This is a genomic window from Flavobacterium chuncheonense (assembly GCF_042686145.1).
In the GTDB taxonomy this organism is placed as follows: domain Bacteria; phylum Bacteroidota; class Bacteroidia; order Flavobacteriales; family Flavobacteriaceae; genus Flavobacterium; species Flavobacterium chuncheonense.
In genome coordinates this window covers 599,873-625,298 of sequence record NZ_JBHUPC010000013.1, presented here as the reverse complement: position 1 = coordinate 625,298, position 25,426 = coordinate 599,873, and the positions used below count along the sequence as shown (strand labels likewise).

Annotated in this window: 23 protein-coding genes and 1 tRNA gene; 9 read left to right on the top strand and 15 right to left on the bottom strand. The window is 33.6% G+C overall.

All coding sequences use genetic code 11. The features are described 5' to 3' along the window. The first annotated feature begins 2 nt into the window (after positions 1-2). The 3 genes from asnS (at position 3) to ACFS5J_RS10350 (ending at position 3,621) form a co-directional block, all read left to right on the top strand. Complete coding sequence (asnS, locus tag ACFS5J_RS10360; RefSeq protein ID WP_379812071.1) at positions 3-1,448, top strand: asparagine--tRNA ligase; 1,446 nt, start codon at positions 3-5, stop codon at positions 1,446-1,448. Positions 1,449-1,521: 73 nt separating this feature from the next. After that, positions 1,522-2,985 (top strand): RNA polymerase factor sigma-54, encoded by a 1,464-nt coding sequence (gene rpoN / locus ACFS5J_RS10355; protein WP_379812069.1) that lies wholly within the window; start codon positions 1,522-1,524, stop codon positions 2,983-2,985. 24 nt (positions 2,986-3,009) lie between these two features. Beyond that, a complete protein-coding gene (locus ACFS5J_RS10350; RefSeq protein ID WP_379812067.1) occupies positions 3,010-3,621 on the top strand; it encodes a hypothetical protein in 612 nt (203 codons plus the stop codon). Here the strand turns inward: ACFS5J_RS10350 and ACFS5J_RS10345 are convergent. From ACFS5J_RS10345 to ACFS5J_RS10305, 9 genes are all read right to left on the bottom strand, one after another. Beyond that, on the bottom strand, positions 3,616-4,287 hold the full coding sequence (locus ACFS5J_RS10345; RefSeq protein WP_379812066.1) for a porin family protein: 672 nt from the start codon (positions 4,285-4,287) through the stop codon (positions 3,616-3,618). The genes ACFS5J_RS10350 and ACFS5J_RS10345 overlap by 6 nt on opposite strands. 88 nt (positions 4,288-4,375) lie before the next feature. Further along, positions 4,376-4,852 (bottom strand): ExbD/TolR family protein, encoded by a 477-nt coding sequence (locus ACFS5J_RS10340; RefSeq protein ID WP_379812065.1) that lies wholly within the window; start codon positions 4,850-4,852, stop codon positions 4,376-4,378. Positions 4,853-4,872: 20 nt separating this feature from the next. Further along, entirely contained in the window at positions 4,873-5,484 is a 612-nt protein-coding gene (locus tag ACFS5J_RS10335) for an ExbD/TolR family protein (RefSeq protein WP_379812064.1), read from the bottom strand. Between the two features lie 2 nt (positions 5,485-5,486). Beyond that, a complete protein-coding gene (locus ACFS5J_RS10330) occupies positions 5,487-5,900 on the bottom strand; it encodes a hypothetical protein (protein ID WP_379812063.1) in 414 nt (137 codons plus the stop codon). Positions 5,901-5,922: 22 nt separating this feature from the next. Next, the gene (locus ACFS5J_RS10325; RefSeq protein WP_379812062.1) at positions 5,923-6,720 is read right to left on the bottom strand and encodes a MotA/TolQ/ExbB proton channel family protein; all 798 of its coding nucleotides are present in this window, start codon (positions 6,718-6,720) and stop codon (positions 5,923-5,925) included. A 79-nt stretch (positions 6,721-6,799) separates the two neighbouring features. Continuing rightward, positions 6,800-6,887: transfer RNA gene (locus tag ACFS5J_RS10320), tRNA-Ser, on the bottom strand. 72 nt (positions 6,888-6,959) lie between these two features. Then, entirely contained in the window at positions 6,960-7,991 is a 1,032-nt protein-coding gene (locus tag ACFS5J_RS10315; RefSeq protein ID WP_379812061.1) for an asparaginase, read from the bottom strand. After that, complete coding sequence (locus ACFS5J_RS10310) at positions 7,978-9,117, bottom strand: 1-acyl-sn-glycerol-3-phosphate acyltransferase (protein WP_379812060.1); 1,140 nt, start codon at positions 9,115-9,117, stop codon at positions 7,978-7,980. Before ACFS5J_RS10310 ends, ACFS5J_RS10315 begins: the two co-directional genes overlap by 14 nt. Positions 9,118-9,180: 63 nt before the next feature. Beyond that, positions 9,181-9,957 carry a TatD family hydrolase gene (locus ACFS5J_RS10305; protein WP_379812059.1) on the bottom strand — a complete coding sequence of 259 codons (777 nt, stop codon included), beginning with the start codon at positions 9,955-9,957 and terminating at the stop codon, positions 9,181-9,183. A 60-nt stretch (positions 9,958-10,017) separates the two neighbouring features. On the opposite strand from ACFS5J_RS10305, the gene ACFS5J_RS10300 reads away from it, so the two are divergent. Next, complete coding sequence (locus ACFS5J_RS10300; RefSeq protein WP_379812058.1) at positions 10,018-10,455, top strand: retropepsin-like aspartic protease; 438 nt, start codon at positions 10,018-10,020, stop codon at positions 10,453-10,455. A gap of 49 nt (positions 10,456-10,504) precedes the next feature. Here ACFS5J_RS10300 and odhB read toward each other — a convergent pair whose 3' ends face one another. After that, positions 10,505-11,722, bottom strand: a complete 1,218-nt coding sequence (gene odhB / locus ACFS5J_RS10295; protein WP_379812057.1) for a 2-oxoglutarate dehydrogenase complex dihydrolipoyllysine-residue succinyltransferase — start codon at positions 11,720-11,722, stop codon at positions 10,505-10,507. A gap of 77 nt (positions 11,723-11,799) precedes the next feature. Beyond that, complete coding sequence (locus tag ACFS5J_RS10290; protein ID WP_379812056.1) at positions 11,800-14,571, bottom strand: 2-oxoglutarate dehydrogenase E1 component; 2,772 nt, start codon at positions 14,569-14,571, stop codon at positions 11,800-11,802. 113 nt (positions 14,572-14,684) lie between these two features. On the opposite strand from ACFS5J_RS10290, the gene ACFS5J_RS10285 reads away from it, so the two are divergent. Beyond that, positions 14,685-15,230 carry a hypothetical protein gene (locus ACFS5J_RS10285; protein ID WP_379812055.1) on the top strand — a complete coding sequence of 182 codons (546 nt, stop codon included), beginning with the start codon at positions 14,685-14,687 and terminating at the stop codon, positions 15,228-15,230. Here ACFS5J_RS10285 and ACFS5J_RS10280 read toward each other — a convergent pair. Both ACFS5J_RS10280 and ACFS5J_RS10275 read right to left on the bottom strand, forming a co-directional pair. Beyond that, positions 15,214-15,564, bottom strand: coding sequence for a hypothetical protein (locus ACFS5J_RS10280; RefSeq protein WP_379812054.1), 351 nt, complete (start codon positions 15,562-15,564; stop codon positions 15,214-15,216). The genes ACFS5J_RS10285 and ACFS5J_RS10280 overlap by 17 nt on opposite strands. Positions 15,565-15,847: 283 nt before the next feature. Beyond that, a complete protein-coding gene (locus tag ACFS5J_RS10275) occupies positions 15,848-16,822 on the bottom strand; it encodes a polyprenyl synthetase family protein (protein ID WP_379812053.1) in 975 nt (324 codons plus the stop codon). Between the two features lie 188 nt (positions 16,823-17,010). On the opposite strand from ACFS5J_RS10275, the gene ACFS5J_RS10270 reads away from it, so the two are divergent. Genes ACFS5J_RS10270 through ACFS5J_RS10255 form a run of 4 tightly spaced genes read left to right on the top strand, consistent with a single transcriptional unit; the run spans position 17,011 to position 23,674 of the window. Next, on the top strand, positions 17,011-17,601 hold the full coding sequence (locus tag ACFS5J_RS10270; protein ID WP_379812052.1) for a TetR/AcrR family transcriptional regulator: 591 nt from the start codon (positions 17,011-17,013) through the stop codon (positions 17,599-17,601). Positions 17,602-17,617: 16 nt separating this feature from the next. Beyond that, complete coding sequence (locus ACFS5J_RS10265) at positions 17,618-18,958, top strand: TolC family protein (protein ID WP_379812051.1); 1,341 nt, start codon at positions 17,618-17,620, stop codon at positions 18,956-18,958. Between the two features lie 11 nt (positions 18,959-18,969). Beyond that, complete coding sequence (locus ACFS5J_RS10260; RefSeq protein ID WP_379812050.1) at positions 18,970-20,181, top strand: efflux RND transporter periplasmic adaptor subunit; 1,212 nt, start codon at positions 18,970-18,972, stop codon at positions 20,179-20,181. Positions 20,182-20,188: 7 nt separating this feature from the next. Next, complete coding sequence (locus ACFS5J_RS10255) at positions 20,189-23,674, top strand: efflux RND transporter permease subunit (RefSeq protein WP_379812049.1); 3,486 nt, start codon at positions 20,189-20,191, stop codon at positions 23,672-23,674. A gap of 66 nt (positions 23,675-23,740) precedes the next feature. Here ACFS5J_RS10255 and ACFS5J_RS10250 read toward each other — a convergent pair whose 3' ends face one another. Continuing rightward, entirely contained in the window at positions 23,741-24,085 is a 345-nt protein-coding gene (locus ACFS5J_RS10250; RefSeq protein WP_379812048.1) for a toxin-antitoxin system YwqK family antitoxin, read from the bottom strand. 295 nt (positions 24,086-24,380) lie between these two features. After that, positions 24,381-25,382 carry a TlpA family protein disulfide reductase gene (locus ACFS5J_RS10245; protein ID WP_379812047.1) on the bottom strand — a complete coding sequence of 334 codons (1,002 nt, stop codon included), beginning with the start codon at positions 25,380-25,382 and terminating at the stop codon, positions 24,381-24,383. Between the last annotated feature and the right edge of the window lie 44 nt (positions 25,383-25,426).

Here is a 25,426-nt window from a genome sequence, read left to right as displayed (position 1 = left end):
AAATGAAACACACGAAAATAATTGACCTTTTAAATAACACGAAAACGTTACAAGAAGTGACGGCAAAAGGTTGGGTACGTACATTTAGAAACAACCAATTCATCGCTTTAAACGATGGTTCAACTATAAATAATATTCAGTGCGTTGTAGATTTTGAAAACACTGCTGAAGAAGTTTTAAAAAGAATTACCACAGGTGCTGCTGTATCTGTTACAGGAACATTATTGGAAAGTCAAGGAAAAGGACAATCGGTAGAGATTCAAGTTTCAAAGATTGAAATTTTAGGAGATTCAAATCCTGAAGAATATCCTATTCAACCAAAAAGACACTCTTTAGAATTTTTACGTGAAAATGCACACTTGAGAGTAAGAACAAATGCTTTCAGTGCAATTATGCGTGTACGTTCTACTTTATCTTTTGCAGTACACCAATATTTCCAAGAAAGAGGGTTCTTCTACGTAAACACACCTATCATTACAGGTTCTGATGCTGAAGGAGCTGGAGAAATGTTTAAAGTAACAGCATTACCTTTTGACGGTACACCTAGAACAGAAGAAGGTAAAGTAAACTATAAAGAAGATTTTTTTGGTAAAGAAACTAACCTTACAGTATCGGGTCAATTAGAAGCAGAAACCTATGCTATGGCTTTGGGACAAGTTTATACTTTCGGACCTACTTTTAGAGCTGAAAACTCAAATACTTCACGTCACTTAGCCGAATTCTGGATGATTGAGCCTGAAGTAGCATTTAATGACTTAGATGCTAATATGGATTTGGCTGAAGATTTCATCAAATATGTTATCAAATATACACTTGACAAATGTGCTGATGACTTGAAATTTTTAGAAGAAAGATTACTTCAAGAAGAGAAGTCAAAACCACAAGCTGAAAGAAGCGAGATGAGTTTACTTGAAAAATTAAACTTCGTATTGGATAACAACTTCAAACGTGTTTCGTATACTGAAGCTATCGACATTTTAAAGAACTCTACTCCTAATAAAAAGAAAAAATTCAACTATATCATTGAAGAATGGGGTGCTGACTTACAAAGTGAGCACGAGCGTTTCTTAGTTGAAAAACACTTCAAATGCCCAGTAATTTTATTTGATTACCCGGCAAACATTAAAGCATTCTACATGCGCTTGAACGAAAACACGGAACCTGGTAAAGAAACTGTTCGTGCAATGGACATTTTATTCCCTGGAATTGGTGAAATCGTTGGTGGTTCTCAAAGAGAAGAGCGTTTAGATGTTCTAATTGAAAAAATGAAAGCTTTAGGAATTGAAGAAGAAGAATTATGGTGGTATCTTGATACCCGTAGATTTGGTTCTGCAGTTCACTCAGGTTTTGGATTAGGCTTTGAGCGTTTAGTATTATTTGTAACAGGTATGACAAATATTCGCGACGTAATTCCTTTCCCTAGAACTCCGCAAAACGCAGAATTTTAATTTACTTTTTAATCGTTTAGTCGTATATTTGTTTGATTGATGAATGATCATGTTATACGACTAAACGATTACAATGTTAAAGCAAAGTTTACAATTTAAATTATCTCAGAAATTATCGCCTCAACAAATTCAATTGATGAAGTTGATACAGTTGCCTACCCAGGCATTTGAGCAACGTCTTCAAGAAGAACTAGTTGAAAATCCTGCATTAGAAAACGGAAAAGAAGAAGTTGAAGATTACGACGACTTTAATGACACTAATGATGACTACGATGATTATGAAGACAATGAGCGAATTGAAACTGACGATATCAACATCGATGAGTATTTAAGTAATGACGAAACGCCAGACTATAAATACCAAACTAACAACTACAGTGATGACGATGAAGAAAAAAGCATGCCTTTTGTGGCAGGCGTTACATTTCATCAGGATTTACTCAATCAATTACACACTTTCATACTAGAAGATAGCGAACGAGAAATCGCTGAATTTCTTGTAGGCAGTATTGACGATACTGGATATATAAGAAGAAGCATTCAAGATATCGTTGATGACCTAGCCTTTACACAAGGTATTTATACCGATGAGACAACCGTTGAACGCATATTAACTATAGTTCAAGAGCTTGAACCAGCTGGTGTGGGTGCGCGTGATTTACAAGAATGTCTTTTATTACAACTAAAACATAAGACTCCAACAGAAAGTATTGATTTAGCAATTGACATTATTCAAAATCAATTTGATGCCTTCACAAAAAAGCATTACGACAAATTACTTCAAAAATATGAAGTAACGAAAGAGCAACTCAAAAAAGGAATTGATGAAATTGAAAAATTGAATCCAAAGCCTGGAGGAGCCTATGATGGGAACCAAAAACCTATAGAACATGTCGTTCCAGACTTTACCATTAAAATTGTAGACGGCGAATTGGAGCTGCTTTTAAACGGAAGAAACGCTCCTGAATTACACATTTCTAAAGATTACCAAGAAATGTTGCAAAGTTATAAGGACACTAGTGAAAAAAGTGCTTCTCAAAAAGATGCTGTTCAATTTATCAAACAAAAATTGGACTCTGCAAAATGGTTTATAGACGCCATTAAACAACGCCAAGAAACACTTTTTGTTACTATGAATGCCATTATGCATTATCAACAAGAATATTTCCTTGAAGGCGATGAAACCAAATTGAGACCGATGATTCTTAAAGATATTGCTGACATGGTAGGCCTAGATATCTCGACTGTTTCACGTGTAGCCAACAGTAAATATGTAGACACACCTTATGGTACAAAATTGATTAAAGATTTCTTTAGTGAAGCGATGAAAAATGATCAAGGTGAAGATGTATCGACTATAGAAATTAAGAAAATTTTGCAGAATGTCATTGATGCTGAAGACAAAATGAAACCACTCCCTGATGATAAATTAGCAGAATTATTAAAAGAAAAAGGTTATCCAATTGCAAGAAGAACAATAGCAAAATACCGTGAACAATTAGACATCCCAGTAGCACGTTTACGTAAGAAAATATAAACAATCAAGATCTTAGAACAAAACATGAAATTAAGTAAAATATTACCTGCTTTCTCTTATATATTTCACCCTATTTTCATATCCCTATATGGCACATTGTTTTATTTTTTATTTTCGCAAAACAATCCATACGAAGTTCAAATCTATTTAACCTTAATACAAGTAGGAATATTAACACTCTTACTTCCGCTTGCATTATATTTTTTACTGGTTTCTTTAGGAATAATTACCTCTTTTACAGAAGCAAGTATACAAGAACGTCGTATACCGCTAATCATACAAATTGTATTATTTACAGTACTTATTTTATTTAGCAGCTCGTTACATTTTTTACCCGAACTACAATATTTTTTTATAGGTGGTTTAATTAGCTCAACAATTGCCTTTTTAAGCCTTTTAATGAACTATAAGGCAAGTTTACACATGATTGGTATAACATCACTGGCAACGTTTTCCTATGCGCTTGGAATATACAATAAAACAGACTTCACCAACAGCATCGCATTTATAGTAATATGTACAGGATTGGTAGCTTCATCTAGACTTTATATGAAATCACACACTCTACATGAACTTTACATTGGCACGTTAATAGGAATTATACCACAAATATGTCTTTGGTATTTTTGGCTATAAAATATAGAAAATAAATCCGAAATTTAAATTACTTAATTTTGAGCCATCCTTAAATAGTGGATTTAACCCATAATACACATAAGGGTTCCAAGTATTATAACCCATTCCCAAATACATCCCGTACTGCCACTCATTGAGATTATCTCTAATATTTCGCTTTTCATTTCCTTGAGATGATTCTAATTTAATTTGAGCATTAAAAACATAACTTGCTTTTACTCCTAAATAAATCCTCCAAAACTTATGACTTTCTGGTGTCGCATTTCGCCAACGTAACTCTAATGGAAAATCAACAAGATGACTTACAATAGTTGTTCTTACATTCTCAGAGACAGCTACAGCTTCACTTCCTTCAATCATAATATCAGATGAATTAATGAACTGTTTGATATTATTATAATTGTAACCAAAACCCGGAGCTATAGCCCAATGTCTATTTTTAGTCAATGGAAAATCACGTAGGAAGCCGAAAGTAAAACCTTGAGAAAAAGAAAATTGTTTAAATCCAGCAGGCCTATTTTGAACCAAATTATAACTTACACTTACATAAAACTGATCTTCTCTGAATAAAGAATCTATTGCAACAACCTTCTTTGAATCTTGCGCAAAAGATGAAATTACATAGATTAAAAAGAAAAAAACAAATTTATATTTCGTTTTTAGCATTAGAAAGAGTTTGAATTTAAAAACAAAGATAAAAGTAATAAAAAAAGGTACGCATTGCGTACCTTTTTTTATTATTATAGTAATTGCACTATTCACCAACAGGGTTCCCTTGAGTTGTAGTATAATTTACTTTTAATTGATCTACTTTACGTAATTCTTGCTTAATATCTTGAACAAGTCCCATCTTAACCCCACGGTCAATTTTCAAAGACGCTGTTAGATATTTTTCTGCATCAGCCTTACGACCAGCTCTTTCAGTAATCACAAAGTTTCTAATATCAGCTACGCTCGATATTTTATCACCTAATTGTATACGATCAGTAGCTCCTAAAGTAGCTCTGTAACGCTCACTAGGCTTTCCTGCATAAATATACATCAAGTAATCTTTTTTATGCAATTTTGCAGTCTGATTTGCTTTAGGCAATGTGTTCTCAATCTTTAAATCACTATCTTTCATTGTTGTAGCAGTCATAAAGAAGAACAAAAGCATAAATACAATATCTGGTAACGATGCTGTAGATATCCCAGGTGTACCACCTGATTTTTTCTTTTTAAATCTAGACATAGTTTCTAAAATTTAAAGGGTTAAAAGTTCTTTTTAGGTTCTGCTTCTGAAAGACGCATTGGAAATAAGTCTTGAATTCTTTTAACTTTTGGTTCTAAGCCTTCAACTAATCCTTCAGTTGCTTTTGAAGCTGGATCATTGTAAACATATTCCATTTCACGATAAGAAACTCCATAACGTTTCATTGATTCACGATCTCTCAAGAAATAATAAGCTGCGACCAACTCATTTTGAACCGCGATGTACGTTTCATAAGTAGTTTGTCCATCATTCATTAAAGAAATAACTGCGTCATCAGGCCCATCAGAAGAATTAGGATCTTTCTTACCTTGACAATAAGAACACTTTTGTGCACCATTATTTTCTAAAAATGCAATCGCAGCTTCACGCAAATCTTTAATCTCCATTACTTGCTCATTTACTAATAATTGATTGTCTTTGTTTACTAAGACTCTCATAATATTACGTTCATTCAAAGTCGATGGAGGAGGATCTTGTTCATAACGAGGCAAAAGTCTGTTAATCCCTTGATCAACGCCTATGGTAGTTGTAACCAAGAAAAAGATCAAAAGCAGGAAAGCAATATCTGCCATCGATCCGGCATTTACCTCTGGTGCTTCTCTTTTTGCCATAATTATCTTTTAATTTTAGTAAATCCAGTCCAAAGCATAGCACCAATTGACACTAAACCAAGAACATAAAATGTGTTAAGACCAGCTCCTACCCATTTAGTAGTTGCACCAGTATACACTTCTCCATTAGCTTCAACATCTGAACCGTCAGCTAAGATATACGAGATTAATACTACACCGGCAAATAAACCGATAGAGATTAATGTACGTTTTAAATTCTCTTTGTTTGAAAATAAATTTTTCAAAACAAATACTAATACCACAGCTACACACGCAAACAAAATTGCATATGAAATATAAATAAGCGGTGATATCCAAGTGTTATCAGCACTATCAGTATTTGCCATAAGCAATGCCAAAAACACAATGCTTAAAACAGATAATATGATAGCCGCTATTTTTGTTAATTTATGCATAACAAGATTTTCTTATTAATTATTATTTTTTACTGTAATCTGATAAGATGTCAATTAAGCTAATTGAAGCATCTTCCATATCGTTAACGATAGAATCGATTTTAGCGATAATATAGTTATAGAAAATCTGTAAAATAATAGCAACAATAAGACCGAATACAGTTGTTAATAAGGCAACTTTAATACCTCCAGCAACTAAAGATGGCTCCATAGATCCAGCAGATTGAATTTGGTCAAACGCCTCAATCATACCGATTACAGTTCCCATGAACCCTAACATCGGCGCTAACGCGATAAATAAAGATATCCAAGAAACATTTTTCTCTAATTGTCCCATTTGTACTCCACCGTAAGCCACAACAGATTTTTCTGCAGATTCCATACCGTGAGAATATCTATCTAATCCTTGATAGAAAATAGAAGCAACAGGTCCAGCAGTATTTCTACATACTTCTTTAGCAGCATCAACACCTTCGTTATTTAATGCTTCTTCTACTTCTCCGATTAATTTTTTTGTATTTGTTGTAGAAAGATTCAAATAAATAATTCTTTCAATAGCAATTGCTAATCCTAAAATCAAACAGATTAATACAATCCCCATAAAAGCAGGCCCACCTTCAATAAAACGTTGTTTCATTTTTTGTGTAAAGGTAGCTTCAACTTCTGTAGCGTCATCAGTTGCTACTGCATCATCACTTGCAACTACTTCTTCTTGTACTTGTTCTGTTGCAGGAGCTTCCGCTTCTGTAGAATCTTGAGCTTGAACACTACCAAAAGTCATAAGCCCTGTGATTGCCAAAATAGAAAATAATCTTTTCATCGCTTTTGTCTTAAAATTTAATTAGTTAATTGGGTTTAAAGGTATAAAATAATTTATGAAAATTAAAAATTAATTAATGCGGAGAGGAAGGGATTCGAACCCTCGATACCCTTTTGAGGTATACATACTTTCCAGGCATGCTCCTTCGACCACTCGGACACCTCTCCATCAAAAAAACTTTTGATTTCAAGGTTGCTAAATAACGTAAAAATTCCCATGTATAAAAATTTATCTTATTATTAGTGCATTTCACCTCTTATAGCTGTCTCAAAAATTGTCTTAAAAACATTGGAATTTACTTTTTGCCCTAATAAATACATTAACTTGGTAATAGCAGCCTCTGTAGTAATATTAAAACCCGAAATAACACCAATCTTTTTTAAATCTGTACTGGTTTCATATTGCCCCATAGCAACTGACCCACCACTACACTGTGTCACATTAATAACGTGAATATTTTGTTTTATTGCCTTTTCAAGCTCTTCAATGAACCACTTCACAGTGGGAGCATTACCTGAACCATAAGTTTCCAACACGACCCCTTTTAATCCAGGAGTATTTAAAACCGAAGCAACAACATTTTTATTAATACCCGGAAACAACTTCAATATTACAACATTGTCATCAAATCCAGTATTTACTTTTAACTTTTTCTTCCCCGAACCTTTAATTAGTAATTCATGATTTACTCTTAAATGCACACCAGATTCCGATAATTCAGGAAAATTTGGCGAGGTAAACGCATTAAAGTGTTCCGCACTAATCTTAGTTGTTCTATTTCCACGGTATAGTTTATATTCAAAATACAAACCTACCTCTTGAATAACCGACTTTCCTTTTTGTTGCAAAGCAGCAATCTGTATAGCCGTAATCAAATTTTCTTTAGCATCAGTACGCAAATCACCTATTGGCAATTGTGAACCTGTAAATATCACAGGTTTACTCAAGTTTTCTAACATAAAACTTAAAGCCGATGCGCTATAAGACATTGTATCAGAACCGTGTAAAACAACAAAACCATCAAAGGCTTCATAATTTGTTTCAATTATCTCAGCAATACTCTCCCATTCTGCTATATTCATATTTGAAGAATCAATAGGTTCTTCAAATGAAACCGTTGCAATTTCGCAATCAAGCAACTTCAATTCTGGAATATTATTCAGAAGTTCTTTGAAATCAAAAGCTTTGAGAGCTCCTGTTCCAAAATCCTTCACCATTCCAATGGTTCCTCCTGTATAAATCAGCAGTATTTTGGGTTTAGTAATTTGCATCCTCCAACTTCATTTTATTCACTACAGGATTAGCATACATTGCCAAGAAACCTTCTCTTAATGTTTCATTCCCCGCATTAATCCTCAACTCCAAGCGTCTTTCAAAAAGTTGCTTTTCTTTTTCAGTATACATCGCTGCAAATTGCGTAGTATCATTTAAAATATCGTACGCAATATAATTTGTCGGCCAAAGTTTATATGATGATAATATTGAAAAATCTATAGCTTGAGCCAATGCTTGAATCTTCTTATTAAGATTTTCATTCTCCTGCGCAATTACATCCAATTCCTTTTCTAAAACATCACCAATATGGATATGAATACGTTTCTTCTGACCTATTATCCCACTTAAAAGTGTAATAAAATCTTCATTCTTTTCTTTAATATAGATCTGATCATTTGCTTGAGCCAATAATTGAGGCATTTTCAAAGCATCTGTTGGATCATATTCGTATGAAATAGAAACAGGCACCACTCTAACTTTCTTAAAAAAAGCAATTACATCTTCTTCATCAGATGCCATTGCCAACATTTTCAAAACCCCCTGATGCGTTGCATCATTACCATCTTTTGTTCTGCCTTCACGTTGCGCAATCCAAACAGATCGATTCTCTTTCGATAAAAGATGATAGATATATTCCGACATTAATTTTGAACTTTGCAACAATTCTCTTGGTGACAACCCGCGTTGCACTAGAAAATTTCGATTCAACTTGGAAAGCTTTAATACAAAATCTTTTTTAACCAAGTTATCTCCTATTGCCGAAGCCGTCATAACCAAACCGTGGTCATACAACGAAACATTCAACAATGAAGTATCTAAAATTATATCGCGGTGATTTGAAATAAACAGATAAGAAGTGTTGGGTTCTAACTTTTCAAATCCAGAAGTTGTTAACCCTTCTGAACTATTTTCTAATACTCTTTGAATGGATTGGTAAACAAAGTTTACTTGAAAATCACGAATTGAATGTGTTTTTTTCAATTGCGTTTTCCAAACCTCTTCATCCACGTCAGGAAATGTAAAATTCATCATAGCCTTCATCATGGGATGATTTAACGAAGCACACAATGCTTCATTTACTTCTGAATCATAATAAGGACGAATACTATCGAATTTTGACATGTAATATAAAAAAATTATTGCACAAAAGAACAAAAAAATTGTCAAACCATGATTAATTCTACGTTAAATTCCAAAAATAGTCTTTGAATTTGCCGTAGTAACATTTGCAATTTCTTCAACAGAGCAGCCATAAATTTCAGCCAATTTATTAGCTACCAACAAGGTATAAGCACTTTCATTACGCTTTCCTCTTTTTGGAACAGGCGCCAAATAAGGAGAATCTGTCTCCAAAACAATGTTTTCTAAATCAATTTCTCTTAAAAACTGATCAATTTTTCCGTTTTTGAAGGTCGCAACACCTCCTATTCCGAGTTTCATATTTAAATTTATTGCGCGTTGGGCTTGAGCAAAATCACCAGTAAAACAATGAAAAATTCCGTATAATTTATCATCATACTCACTTTCCAAAACCTCAAAAACTTCATCAAAAGCATCTCTACAGTGTATATTAATTCCTAAACCTAATTGTTTAGCCCATTGTATTTGTTGCTTGAAAGCTTTCTTTTGGAATTCCAAAGTAGACTTATCCCAATACAAATCAATACCAATCTCCCCTACTGCATAATACTTTCTCGAAAACAACTCTTTTTCTACATGAGCCATTTCAACTTCAAAAGTCTCTGGTTTTACATAACAAGGATGCAATCCCATCATCAAAAAAACATTTTCTGGGTATTGTGCTTCTAAAGCAACCATCTTCGAAGTATAGGTAGAATCAATTGCGGGCACAAAAAAGCGTTTCACTCCTGCATGAAGGGCACGTTGCATCATTTCATCTCTGTCCCCTTCAAATTCTTCACTGTACAAATGCGTATGCGTATCGGTTAAATTTAAATTCAAAACTTATTTCTTTACATTTTTAAGTGCACAAATTTACAAAGTTTAAATTACATTTGATTTATGAAAGATTTGCAAGACTTTTTAAAAAACAACCGCTACAAAAAAATAAAGTTTAGTGTTCTAAAAACACAACACCTTTTAATCAAAGGTAAAATTAATGGTGTTCTTGGAAACTTTATACTCGATACAGGCGCAAGTAATAGCTGCGTAGGACATGAGGCCGTTCAAAAATTTCAACTTAAAACTGAAAATTCCAACACAAAAGCTGCAGGCGCTGGCGCTACAGGAATGGACACTCAACTATCGAAAAATAATATTTTACAATTGAGTTATTGGAAAAACGCCCAATTCAATCTAATAGTTTTTGATATGAGCCATGTGAACTTAGCCTTAAAAGAATACAAAACAAAACCCGTAGATGGCATTATAGGTGCCGATATACTATTAAAAGGAAAAGCTATTATAGATTACTACAATCACTATTTATACTTAAAATAAAAAAGCCCAATTTTTGACTGGGCTTTTTTTATATAATTGTTTCGAAATACTATAATTCTAAAGCTTTCTTAGGATTGTTATCCATTAACAATTCTACTGGGTTTTCTAATGCTTCTTTAACAGCAACTAAGAACCCTACAGACTCACGACCATCAATAATTCTATGATCATATGACAACGCTAAATACATCATTGGGTGAATTTCAACTTTACCATTAACAGCAATTGGGCGCTCAATAATATTGTGCATACCTAAAATTCCTGATTGTGGAGGGTTGATAATTGGTGTAGACAACATACTTCCGAAAACACCACCATTAGTAATAGTAAATGTTCCACCAGTCATATCGTCAACCGTAATTTGACCATCACGAGCACGTAAAGCTAAACGTTTGATTTCAGCTTCAACGCCTCTAAAAGTTAAGTTTTCAGCATTACGAACAACAGGAACCATTAATCCTTTAGGACCTGAAACTGCAATAGATATATCACAGAAATCGTAAGCTACTTTGTGATCACCATCCATCATCGAGTTAACATCTGGATACAATTGTAGCGCTCTTGTAACTGCTTTTGTAAAGAATGACATATATCCTAAACTTACACCATTGTGTTTCGCTTTGAATTCGTCTTTATATTGATTACGGATATTGTTGATAGGCGTCATGTTCACTTCATTAAAAGTAGTCAACATTGCCGTTTCATTTTTAGCCGCAACTAAACGCTCTGCAACTTTTCTACGTAACATCGAAAGTTTTACACGCTCAGCATTACGACTTCCTCCAGTTGGAGTTCCCATAGATGGCACTGCATTTACAGCATCATCTTTAGTAATTCTTCCACCTTTACCAGTTCCAACGATATCACTTGGGTTGATGTTTTTCTCATCTAAAATTTTGCGTGCAGCAGGAGACGGCGCACTTGCAGCATATGTTTCAACTACTGGAGCTGCTTTTGGAGCTTCAGCCTTTTTCTCTTCTACTTTTGGAGCTTCTTCTTTAGCCGCAGGTGCTGAACCTTCTGGTTTAGCAGCGCTAGTATCAATTAAACAAACAACTTGCCCAACTGCAACTGCATCACCTTCTTCTGCTTTAAGTGTAATAATTCCACTTGCTTCAGCCGGTAACTCTAATGTTGCTTTATCTGAATCTACTTCAGCGATAGCTTGATCCTTTTCTACATAATCTCCATCTTGTACTAACCAAGTTGCAATTTCTACTTCCGTAATTGATTCCCCTGGAGAAGGAACTTTCATTTCTAAAATCATATCTTCTATGTTGTTTAAAGTTTTGTTTCAAGTTTCAAGTTCAAACCTGTAACCTGAAACCCTAAACTAGTATTGTATTAATTAAATAAATTTTTATCAAAAACCATTGCAATAGCATTTGCTTGACGTTTTTTAGAACGCTCATAACTTCCAGCTGCTGGTGCACTATATGCTTTTGGCGAAGCTAAACGTAATTTCACCAAGTCAAAGTTCATCAACATATAACCGTAAGCTCCCATGTTTTTAGGCTCTTCTTGTGCCCAAACATAATCGTCAACATTTGGATAACTATCGATAATCGCTTGTATCTGATCTGTTGCTAATGGAAATAATTGCTCTAAACGCACAACTGCCACATCATTCCTTCCTAATTCTTCACGTTTTGCAATAATATCGTAGTATACTTTTCCTGTACAGAATACTAGCGATTTAATTGCAGCTTTATCCGTTACATTTGGATCGTCAAGAATTTCTTGGAACTGTCCGTTTGCCAATTCATCAGCTTTTGAAACTGCTAATGGGTGACGCAACAAACTCTTCGGTGTAAACACGATTAACGGCTTACGGAAGTTTGTTTTCATTTGTCTTCTTAACAAATGGAAGAAGTTTGCAGGTGTAGTACAATCAGCAATATACATGTTGTGTTTTGCACACATTTGTAAATAACGTTCCATACGAGCTGATGAATGCTCTGCTCCTTGGTTTTCATAACCATGCGGCAACAACATTACCAATCCGTTTTGATTGTTCCACTTATCTTCCCCTGCAGAAATATATTGGTCAATCATAATTTGAGCTCCGTTTGAGAAATCTCCAAATTGTGCTTCCCATATAGTCAAGGTTTTTGGTGATGCTAAAGCATATCCATATTCAAAACCAACAACACCATACTCTGAAAGGTGTGAGTTATATACGTAAAACTCACCTTTTCTATCTTTAATATCATTAAGTAAAACTACTTCTTCTTCAGAATCTTCTACTTTAACAACAGCGTGACGATGCGAGAAAGTACCACGTTCAACATCTTGACCAGATATACGAACATCATACCCTTCTTTAATAAGTGAACCATATGCTAATAATTCACCCATTGCCCAATCTAAACTATCTTTCTCGAAATACATATCATTTCGATCGTTGATAATTTTCTTGATTTTACTAATAAACTTCTTATCAGAAGGCAACTCGCAAATTGTTTTAGCAATTGTAGTTAACTCATTTTTATCAAAAGAAGTATCATATTTCTGCAACATACCATCATCAGAAACTTGCTCAAAACCATCCCATTCATTTTGCATAAACGGTGTAATTACAGTCAAATCCTTAGTTCTGGAAATTTCTAAATTCTCATCTAATTTTGCTTTGTAATCAGATTCTAAACCTTTCACATATCCTGCATCAATCACACCTTCGCCTTGAAGCTTTTCCGCATAAATATCACGAGGATTTTTGTGTTTTGAAATCGCTTTATATAAAATTGGTTGTGTAAACTTTGGTTCATCACCTTCGTTGTGTCCGTATTTTCTGTATCCTAACAAATCAATAAAGACGTCAGTACCAAACTCCATTCTATAATCTAAAGCGAATAACATTGCGTGTACAACCGCCTCTGCATCATCAGCATTTACGTGTAATACAGGCGATAAAGTTACTTTAGCAATATCAGTACAATATGTTGAAGAACGTGCATCTAGATAATTAGTTGTAAAACCAACTTGGTTATTAATTACCAAGTGAATTGTACCTCCAGTTTTATAACCGTCCAATTTCGCCATTTGGATAATTTCATAAACGATACCCTGTCCAGCAATTGCAGCATCACCATGAACAGCAATAGGTAAAACTTTTGAAACATCATCTTTATAGAAACGATCTTGTTTTGCGCGTGCAATCCCTTCGATAACCGCACCAACTGTTTCTAAGTGCGATGGATTTGGCGCTAAGTTTAAATTGATTTTCTTACCTGATTCTGTTTCTCTGTCTGATGTTAGTCCTAAGTGGTATTTAACATCACCATCAAAATGCATATCATCATCATAATCTTTACCATCAAACTCAGAGAAGATATTTTGCGTGTTCTTACCAAAAATATTAGCCAAAACATTCAAACGACCACGGTGTGCCATTCCCATTACAAACTGCTCAACTCCTTTATCAGCCGCAGCTTCAATTAATGCATCTAATGCAGGGATTGCAGACTCACATCCTTCCAAAGAGAAACGTTTTTGTCCTACATACTTTGCATGTAAAAACGTTTCAAAAGAAACTGCTTCATTCAGCTTGCGTAAAATATGCTTTTTCTTTTCTGGAGAGAAACTTGGTTGATTATCATTAATATCCAAACGGTTTTTAATCCAGTTTTGAATTTTTGGATCACGAATATACATGAATTCCACTCCGATAGACTGACAATAAACACGATCAAGATGTTTAACAATATCCGCTAATGTACTTGGCGGCATGTTAATCATTTTAGCAGCATCAAAAACGGTATTTAAATCCGCTTGTGACAAATCAAAGTTTTCAAGCGCTAACGTAGGAGAATATGTTCTTCTATCACGAACAGGGTTTGTTTTTGTAAACAAATGCCCACGTGTTCTATAGCCTTCAATTAACTTTAAAACATTAAATTCTTTTTGTAATTTTTCTGAAACATGATCACACGAAAAATCACCAGAGGTGATCTGTGTAGCAACATCTTGAGAATTATAATTTGCGGTAGCAAAATCAAATCCTTGAAAAAAGCTCCTCCAACTTGGCTCTACACTATCAGGATTCGCTAAATATTGTTCGTATAAATCTGCAAAAAATGCTGTATGAGCAGCATTTAAAAAGGAAAACCTATCCATATTAGTGTCTAAATAGACGTTTTGATTAAACAATTAGGCAAAAGTAAAACATTTGTGATAATCTTTTAAAGAATTTTGTATTTTTATAACATTAATTTTTTAGAAACCTTTTTATGAAAAAGAATACTACAAAAACTTTAACAAGTTTTCTGTTATTTGTCTTTTTATTTTGCACAAGTTTTAGCGTTCAAGCACAAGTTTCTTCAGAAAACAATACAAAATCTTTTTTTTGGGATAAAGTACAATTTGGTGGTGCTTTTGGTTTAGGCATTGGAAACAACTACACAAACATTACCGTAGCCCCAAGTGCAATCTATAATTTCAATCGTTATTTTGCTGCTGGATTAGGCATTCAATACAGCTACGTAAAGCAAAAAAATTTTTACGAATCCAATCTGTATGGTGGTAGTGCTTTAGCCTTATTTCACCCAATAGAACAAATTCAAATTTCAGCTGAACTGGAACAACTTCGCGTTAACACAGAATACAATTCTTTTTACGGAGGCTATCGTCATGATTTTTGGAATACCGCTTTATTTTTAGGCGCTGGTTTCCGAACCAATAACGTAACTATAGGAGTACGCTACAATGTCCTACACAAAGACGATGATGGGGTTTATGCAGATGCTTTTATGCCCTTTATTAGAGTTTATTTCTAAACCAAACTTTTTGCCATTCGCGTTTTAAAATCAGAAAGGTAACTTGCTCTGCTAGTTCCACCAAATCAGAACCGTCAAGCTTTTTTATCTCAGCTTCAGACACGTCAATAATGTAAAGCAAATTCAAGTATTCAGCAAATTTGAATTGAATGAGTTTCAGCACCTTTTCGTGAACCAAATTTTTAAATTCAAAAGGGAAAATATCCAAAGGAATATCAATACTTTCATTTGCCAAAGCAAAATCTTTATTGGTTTGCTCAATTAGCTTAAAATACAAAAGCTCCTCTTCTGCCTGAGAAATTAAAACATCAATATTTGCTGGTGGATTATACATTTTTAAAAAAGATTAGTAAACCACCACATAAATTTTAAATAATACTCATGAAAGAATCCGAAAATTGATGCAATGATTATATATGAAACAATATATTCTATTTCTTTTTTTCTAAAAAAAGACCATATACCTGAATAAATAAAATGCAAAAACAAAGTAATAATCATTATGGACAAAAAAGCTATATCAGCTCCTCCTTTATGATTAAATAATAAAATTGAAGAAATGAATAAATAAATTATAAATATTAGTATTTGCCTGCCAAATATCCTGCTATTCATAATTACACCTTACGCTTCATTAATTTTTCACCAAACGCCCTTAAAACCATTTTTTTATCGTCCGAAATATTCATTTTTGACAACGTTTCAAAAGCTAAATTGGTGTACACTTCTATTGCCTCCTGTGTTGCTGATGCTGCTTTTGTATCAACAAATATTCGTTTGATAGATGCTATTTTATCAGTATTATCGGTTGGTTGAATCGAAAACAAATGCAACAATTGCTCACGCTCTTCCGCTGTACCAAATTCTAATGCTTTTAAATACAAATAGGTTTTTTTATTTTCGATAATATCCCCACCTACTTGCTTGCCGAAAGTTGCAGGATCACCAAAAGCATCTAAAAAATCATCTTGTAACTGAAAAGCTATTCCTAAATTTAATCCAAAATCATAAATCAAATCAGCATTTTCAGTTGAAGTTTCTGCGACTATCGCTCCCATTTTCATGGCTGCAGCAACCAAAACAGCAGTTTTGTATTCAATCATTTTCAAATATTCTGGAATTGTCACATCGTCCCGAGTTTCAAAATCCACATCGTATTGCTGTCCTTCACAAACTTCTAACGCTGTTTTACTAAAAATTTTGGCCAACTGTTGGAACACTTGAGGCTCATAATTTTCAAAATATTGATAAGCTAAGATCAACATGGCATCTCCTGAAAGTATCCCGGTATTTAAATCCCATTTTTCATGAACCGTTTCTTTACCTCTTCGTAACGGTGCATCATCCATAATGTCGTCGTGAATCAAGGAAAAATTATGAAAAACCTCAACAGCAGTAGCTGCATGCAGTGCTTTTTCGTAAGGTGTGTCAAAAACTTCTGCCGCCATTAAAGTAAGTACAGGACGCATCCTTTTTCCGCCTAATGCTAAAATGTACTGAATGGGTTCGTAAAGATTTTTAGGCTCTTTAAGAGTATTAATTGCACTAAAATGAGATGCTATAATTTGCTGATATTCCGCTACTGAATGCATAAAACGCAATAATTTTTTTAAAAAGGCAAATTACGTTAAAAAATCACGAACTAAAAAAGGGTTTCCCTAATGATTTTATATAATGTTAAAAAAACGTAAAAACTTTGGAAACTTTATTTGTTTTAAAAGTTTCCGTATTACATTTGCAGTCAAATTAGAATAACTGGGTTGTATCTAACCTAATAAATATGAAAGAACAAATTTTAGAAAAAGCAACCGAAATGTTTCTTACACTTGGCTTTAAGAGTGTAACGATGGATGATATTGCAAATGAACTGGGGATTTCTAAAAAAACAATCTACCAACATTTTGCTACAAAACCCGATTTAGTCAAACATGCAACAACCCGATTATTTGAAGAAATTTCATGTGGTATTGACCTCATTTACAGTCAAAATAAAAATCCAATTGAAGAATTATTCGAAATTAAACAATTTGTTTTACACCATTTAAAAAATGAAAGCTCCTCTCCTTTTTACCAACTACAAAAGTATTATCCCAAAATTCACGCTGGATTAAAAATAAAACAGTTTGAAAAAATGGGGACTTGCGTAACTGAAAACTTAAGGAAAGGCATTGAATTACAACTTTACAGAGCTGAAATTGACATACATGCAGTAAGTCGTTTTTATTTTGCTGGAATGACAAGCATAAAAGATCATGAATTGTTTCCACAGAACGAATTTAACCTAATTGATCTACAGAATCAATATTTAGAATACCATTTAAGAGGAATCTGTACCTCAAAAGGAATTGAAATATTAGAAAGTTTAAAGTAATTAATCAATCATAACCATGAAAAAGACCCTAATAATAACACTCTTATTTATAACGAGTTTCATTAAGGCACAGGAAGAAAAAAAATCCTATTCATTTACTCTTGATCAAGCAATTGCACATGCTTTGGAAAACAACTATACTGCAATAAACGCTACACGCGACATTGATGCAGCTAAGAAAAGAAAATGGGAAACTACAACTATTGGACTTCCACAACTTAATGCAAACGTAAACTATCAAAACAATTTTGTTCTGCAAAAATCAGTTGTACCAGCTGAATTTTTTGGTGGTAATCCAGGAGAATTTCAAGAAATTGAATTTGGAACCAAACACAATATGACAGCTAATGCAACCTTAAGTCAATTAATTTTTGATGGTTCTTATTTAGTAGGATTACAATCTGCTAAGGTTTACCTGCAAATTTCGCAGAATGCTAAAGAAAAAACAGATTTAGAAATACGTTCCATTGTAATTAATGCATACGGAAATGTATTGTTAGCCAAAGAAAGCATCACGATTTTAGAAGAAAATAAAGCTTCATTAGAAAAAACATTATTTGAAACCAATGAAACCTTTAAAAATGGTTTGGTGGAAGAAGAAAATGTTGAGCAATTACAAATTACATTGAGCCACATCACAAGTACACTATCTAATGCGAAAAGAAAATCTGAGATTGCCTTAAACATGTTAAAACTTGTTATGGGAATCGATATTGCAGATAATGTAACACTTACCGATAACTTGGACAGCTTAACGACTCAAAATATAGATTTGGCTACTTTAGGAACTGAATTCAATGTAAACAATACTATTGACTACAGAATCAGCCAAAACAACGAAGAGTCGTCTCGTTTGCTTTTAAAATATGAGAAAAGCAAAGCTTTACCATCACTTTCGGCAAATCTTAACTTTGGATACAATGCTTTTGCAAATGAATTTACATTTTTAAATAGCGATCAACAGTGGTTCAACTATTCAAACTTAGGCGTTGGGTTAAACATTCCAATTTTTAGTAGTTTAGGTAGAACTGCCAGAACGCAGCAAGCCAAAATTGCTTACGAACAAGCTAAAACACAGTTAAAAGAAACCGAACAAAACTTACTTTTAGAATACCAAAATGCTAAAAACGATTACGAGTTTAGTATTGAACAATATACTGTTTCTAAAAGCAACTTACGTTTAGCCGAAAGAATTGAGAAAAAACAAGAAACAAAATTCAAAGAAGGTATTTCTAGCAGTTTTGAGTTTACGGAGGCACAACGCCAATTGTATACTGCTCAACAAGACTATCTACAAGCCATGATAGATGTTATCAACAGAAAATCAGAACTAGACAAAATAACTAACAACAAATAATAAAACTTAAAATGAAATCGACGATTCACGAATTCAATTATAAAAACACCCTTATCATGAGTAAAAAGTTTTATATAAGTATCATCACTGTTCTAATGCTAGCATCATGTGGTGGTGACAAAAAAAATTCTACAACTGCCGTGATTGAAAATGGCAACTTAGAACAATTACGCGCAAAACGCTCGGAGATTGTTGCACAAGCAGACGCTTTAAACAAAGAGCTAGAGCTAATCGACAATGCTATTGGTAAACTTGACGCCAATCATAAACTAGCTCTGATTACAACAATCACTGCTAAAGATACGATTTTCAACCACTACTTGGAATTACAAGCAGCTGTTCAAACTAAGGAAAACTTAGTTTTAAATGCTGAATACGGCGGAACACTTTTGCAAGTTTATGTAACAGAAGGACAAAAAGTAAGCAAAGGTCAAATTTTGGCTAAAATTGATGATGGTGGGTTAAGCCAACAATTAGCACAAATGGAAATTCAAGCAAACTTGGCTAAAACCACATTCGAAAGACAACAAAATCTTTGGAATCAAAAAATCGGCTCTGAAATCCAATATTTACAAGCAAAATCTTCATATGAAGCACAATCCAAAGCTGTTGCTCAAATGAGAGATCAATTGGCTAAAACCACTCTTAGAGCGCCTTTCAACGGAACAATTGACGATGTTATTACAGACAAAGGTTCAGTAGTGGCACCAGGAGCGCCTATTGTACGTATTGTTAATTTAGGCAACATGTATTTAGAAGCAGAAGTTCCAGAAAAATATGTGGGAACAATTCAAAAAGGGTCAAATGTTATTGTGGATTTTCCAATTTTAGGCGAATCACTTAATACGAAAATTTCACAAGCAAGTAGTTACATTAACCCAGGTAACCGTTCGTTTATAATTCAAATCAATGTTCCAAATAAAGAAGGGAAAATCAAACCAAACTTATCTGGAAAAATCAGAATTAACGACTATACAAATGCAAATGCAATCAGTGTACCATTAAGTATTATCTCTGAAAATGCAGAAGGCGAACAATACTTATATGTAGTAGAAAATGTAACTAAAGACGGATTAGCAACAGCTAAAAAGAGAATTATCACTACAGGTAAAACACAAGGAAATGTAATTGAAATCTTAGACGGAATTGAAGATGGTGACCAAATCATTAAAGAAGGTGCCAGAAGTGTTAAAGATGGTCAAAAAGTAACGATTCTAAAATAATCTCATTATGAGTACAAGCAATACAGAAAAAGAATTCAAATTATCATCATGGGCCATTGAAAACAAAATGACCATTTATGTGATGATGGGGCTTTTCTTCTTCTTAGGTATATCTGCCTATTATAGCATGCCTAGAGAAGATTTTCCTGAAATCAAAGAAACTAAAATATACATCAGTACCATTTATCCTGGAAATACAGCGGAGGATATTGAACGCTTGGTTATTGATCCTGTTGAGGAAGAACTTAAAAATGTTAGTAATGTTGTCAAAATAACTTCAACATCTCAAGAAGATTACGGAATGATTATCGTTGAATTTGACGAAAAGATTTCGGTCGAAGATGCAAAACAAAAAGTAAAAGATAAAGTTGATTCAAAAAAAGCTGGTGAAGATTGGCCAACTTTCAATGGTGCCAAAGTAGAACCAAATGTTTTCGACTTAAACCTATCGGAAGAAATCGCGATTCTTAACATCAATTTGTCGGGTGATTATCCAATTAACAAGTTAAAAGAATATGGAGAATATTTAGAAGATGAAATCGAAAGTTTAGAAGAAATCAAACAAGTTGACATTCGCGGTGCTCAAGAGCAAGAAGTTGAAGTAGCGGTTGACATTTATAAAATGATGGCTTCAAAAGTTAGCTTTGACGATGTTATCAATGCTATCCGCAATGGAAACGTAACCATGTCTGCCGGTAACCTTATTGCAAGTGGACAAAGACGTACCATTCGTATTGAAGGAGAAATCCAAAAACCTATCGACTTAGAAAACTTTGTTGTTAAAACTAATGGAGGAGCTGTTTACTTAAAAGACATTGCTGAAGTTACCTTTAAAGATGTTGATAAAACTACATACGCTAGAGAATTTGGAAGTAGTGTAGTAATGTTAGACGTTAAAAAACGTGCTGGTAAAAACATGATTGAAGCTGCCGATAAAATAAAAGTATTGGTTGCAGAAGCGCAAGAAAATTATTTGCCATCAGATTTAAAAATTACATACGCAAACGACCAATCATCAAGAACCTTAAACCAAGTTGACGACTTAGTAAACAACATTATCTTTGGTATTATCCTTGTTGTTGGAGTACTTATGTTCTTCCTAGGGTTCCGTAATGCTTTGTTCGTTGGTTTTGCTATCCCAATGTCGATGTTTATGTCGTTTATGATATTAAACTTATTGGGATACACAATGAATACCATGATTCTTTTCGGACTTATCATGGGGCTAGGAATGCTTGTAGACAACGGAATTGTAGTTGTTGAAAACGTATACCGTTTAATGGACGAAGAAGGCATGAGCCGAATTGAAGCTGCTAAAAAAGGAATCGGGGAAATTGCATTACCTATTATTATTTCTACTGCAACTACAGTAGGAGCTTTCGTTCCTCTAGGATTATGGCCTGGAACCATGGGTAAATTCATGATGTACTTCCCAATTACGCTTTCGGTAGTATTAGGTTCTTCACTATTTGTGGCAATCTTCTTCAACTCAGTAATGGTGTCACAATTCATGGACATTAATGAAAAAGTATTAAGCAGAAAACAACTTATTCGATTAAGTATTGTATTAGGTGGTTTTGGAACATTCATACTTATCGTTGGTGATACTATGCGTGCACTAGGCTCTGTAATGATTGTAACAGCAATATTATTTTGGTTGTATAAATACTTTATTAAAGGTTTAACCACTAAATTCCAAAATGCCATATTAACACGTTGGGAAAATGGTTATGAAAAGGCTTTACGTTATTTCTTAAGTGGCAGAAAACCATATGCTGTAGTTGTGGGGATGTTCTTCATGTTCATAATTGTAATTATGCTTTATTTCGGATGGAGTGTAGGAAGTGGAAGAACCAAAGTAGAATTTTTCCCAGACAATAAACCCAACCAAGTAATTACTTATATTGAATACCCACAAGGTACCGATATTGAAAAAACAAATGCTATTACAAAAGCCATTGAAAAGCGTGTATATGCCGTAATGAACTCTCCTGAGTTTATAGATCCGGAAAACAAAGATTTCAATTACTTAGTAGAATCTGCAGTTTCTCAGGTAGGTGAAGGTGCCGGTAACCCACAAACTGATGGTGGTTCTACAGCGGAAATGCCACACAAAGGAAAAATTACCATGACTATGCGTGAATTTAAATTCCGTGATGGTAGAAGTTCTGAAGACTTACGTTTAAAAGTACAAGAGGCCTTAAAAGATATATATCCTGGTGTTACCATTTCAGTTGAAAAAGATGCCGTTGGTCCACCCGCTGGTTACCCAATTAACATTGAAATTAAAGGAAATGATTATACTGAACTTATTGTTACTGCAGAACGCATGAAAGATTTCCTTAACGGGAAAAACATTCCAGGTATCGATGAGTTAAAAGTTGACGTAAACAAAGACAAACCTGCCATGAAAGTTGTTGTAGACAGAGAGAAAGCCGGTGAAATGGGCGTTTCTGCAGGTCAAGTTGGTAATCAATTGCGTCGTTCTATCTTTGGAGAAAAAGCAGGAATTTATAAAAAAGATGGAGATGATTACGATATCTACGTTCGTTTTAACGAAGAGAATCGCTATAACCAAAGTGCTATTTTCAACCAAAATATCATTTTCAGAGATATGGCTTCTGGTCAATTGAAAGAAATCCCAGTTTCAACAGTTGCCAGTCAAAAAAATTCTTCATCTTTTAGTGCTATTAAACATAAAAACTTGGATCGTGTAGTAGTATTGTACTCTGCACTTTCACCTGGATTTACAGATGCTGGAGCAGTAGTAAAACAAATTCAAGCTGAAATGGCAACTTTTGATGCGCCAAAATCAGTTGAGTTTGATTACACAGGTCAAATTGAAGAACAGAACAAACAAATGGGCTTCTTAATGGGAGCATTAATCTCAGGTCTTGGTTTAATTATGTTAATCTTAGTATTCCAGTTTAACTCTATTTCAAAACCATCTATTATTATGGTGGCTGTATTCTTGAGTTTTATTGGGGTTTTCTTAGGATTAATAATCACCGGATGGCCATTCGTAATCATGATGACCATGATGGGTATTATTTCATTAGCTGGTATTGTTGTAAACAACGGAGTAGTTTTACTTGATTATACGCAATTATTACTAGATCGTAAAACGGAAGAATTACAATTGGGTGAAAATGAAATTTTAAATAAAAACCAAATTTTAGATGCCATTGTTAAGGGTGGAAAAGCACGTTTACGTCCCGTACTGTTAACGGCAATTACAACTGTTTTAGGTCTAATTCCATTAGCAATTGGTTTCAACATTGACTTCTTCTCATTATTCAGTGAGTTTGACCCAAAAATTTATATGGGTGGAGATAATGTTATTTTCTGGGGACCTTTAGCATGGACTGTTATCTTCGGATTAATTTTCGCCACTTTCCTAACTTTGATTGTAGTGCCTGTATTGTTTTACTTGGTGAGCCTGTTAAAAATATGGTTACACAACAGAAAGCATACGCAATTAGAAAATATCTAAGGATAATATATACAATAAAAAAAGCCTCGCATTAACGAGGCTTTTTTTTATTGTTGTGTAAGAATATTAATTTTTAACTAAAACATCTTTCGACCATTTTTTTACTTCAGCAATTCTGCTATCTCTAAAATCAACTTCATTTAATGAATTCTCATTCCAAAAGAACCATTTCCCTACTTTGTTTCCGTGATTATATTCTCCAATTGCTTGCTTTGTCCCATTTTCTGTATACGAAACCCATTTTCCATGCAATTTTCCATCCAAATAGAATCCTTCTTGGCTTACTTGCCCATTATCATAATAATAAGTTGCTTTAACCATATTATCAACAACCTCATATTTTGGTTTAACTTCTTGAGCAAACATCATACTTGATACCAATAAAACTCCTGCAATCACTATATTTTTCATATTATTTTATTTAAATGGTTAAACAATTATATTTCAAATATACAAATTGATTTACATTAATAAAACTATTTCTTAACAATTTGGTAACATTGGCTAAAAACTTAACATTGGAAATACATCTACACAATGAATTGGCCTACAAATCACTTATTACTTCAGTAGTCCATCTAATGTTTTTACTAATTGTGGAGTTGACGGTTTTAGTGTATCTACACTTATTTTTTAAACTGTGAATTTAATTAAACAAAAAAAAGCCAATTTGAAAATTGGCTTTTTGAAAATTATTTTAAAAATCTTATTTCAACAATTCATCCAATGTTTTAACTAACTCTGGAGAAGATGGTCTTGGTGCATCTGCATTTACGATTTCACCTTTAGGACCAATCAAAATAAAACGTGGAATTCCTGTAATTTTATAATCTTTTACAAATTCTGAATTCCAATCGTTATCAGCAAACAATTGTATTCCACCTAATTCTTTATCAGTAACAAACTTTTGCCACTTTTCATGGTCTTTCACTTTATCAATAGAAATACTTACAAACTCAATTTTCTTTCCGTGGTAAGCTTCTTCTACTTTTTTCAAATGAGGGATTTCAGCTCTACAAGGTCCACACCAAGTTGCCCAAACATCTACATAAACGTATTTACCTTTTAACTCCTCTAGTTTCGTTTTACCGCCTTTATGGTTTTCATAATCAAAAGATGGTGAAGGTTTTCCACTTAATGCAGCCATGGCCTTTTTTTCCATCATATACTGCATCATCATCATTTGCTCTTTATTCATTCTGTTTTTGAATGTCTCAACAAATTTTGTATCTAAACCACTATTTTCTAGTTGCTTAATGTCATTTTGATACTTTTCTGTAAGGGTTGCAGAAAGTGCTTCTCCATCTAAATTTGCCAAATCATCCATAGTCATTTGGAACTTCTCGTCTGCAAGTGCTTTTTGCGCTAAATAATTATTTTCTTTTGAGCCCTTTCCTTTATAAACAATTGATTCGTCAAATTCTTTAGCATCCATAGCTAATTGGATATCATCTCCATCTTTGAAATACATCATTGATGATTCTTTACCATCCGTAAATTGATGCACCCCATCAGTTGTTTCAAAACTCGCTTCAAAAACGCCATTCTTAATTGGAATAACTTCTAAAAAACGACTAGGTCCATATACTTTCAAAGTATCGCTGTTTCTATTTTCAATTTTAGCAAAGAATTTCACTTTACTCTTCTTTCCAGCTTGCCCAAAAGAAACAAAAGCGGAAAACAATAACAAATAGGTTATTTTCTTCATAGTAATTATAATTTTCGTAAATATAGTTTTTTTGTTAAATCAAG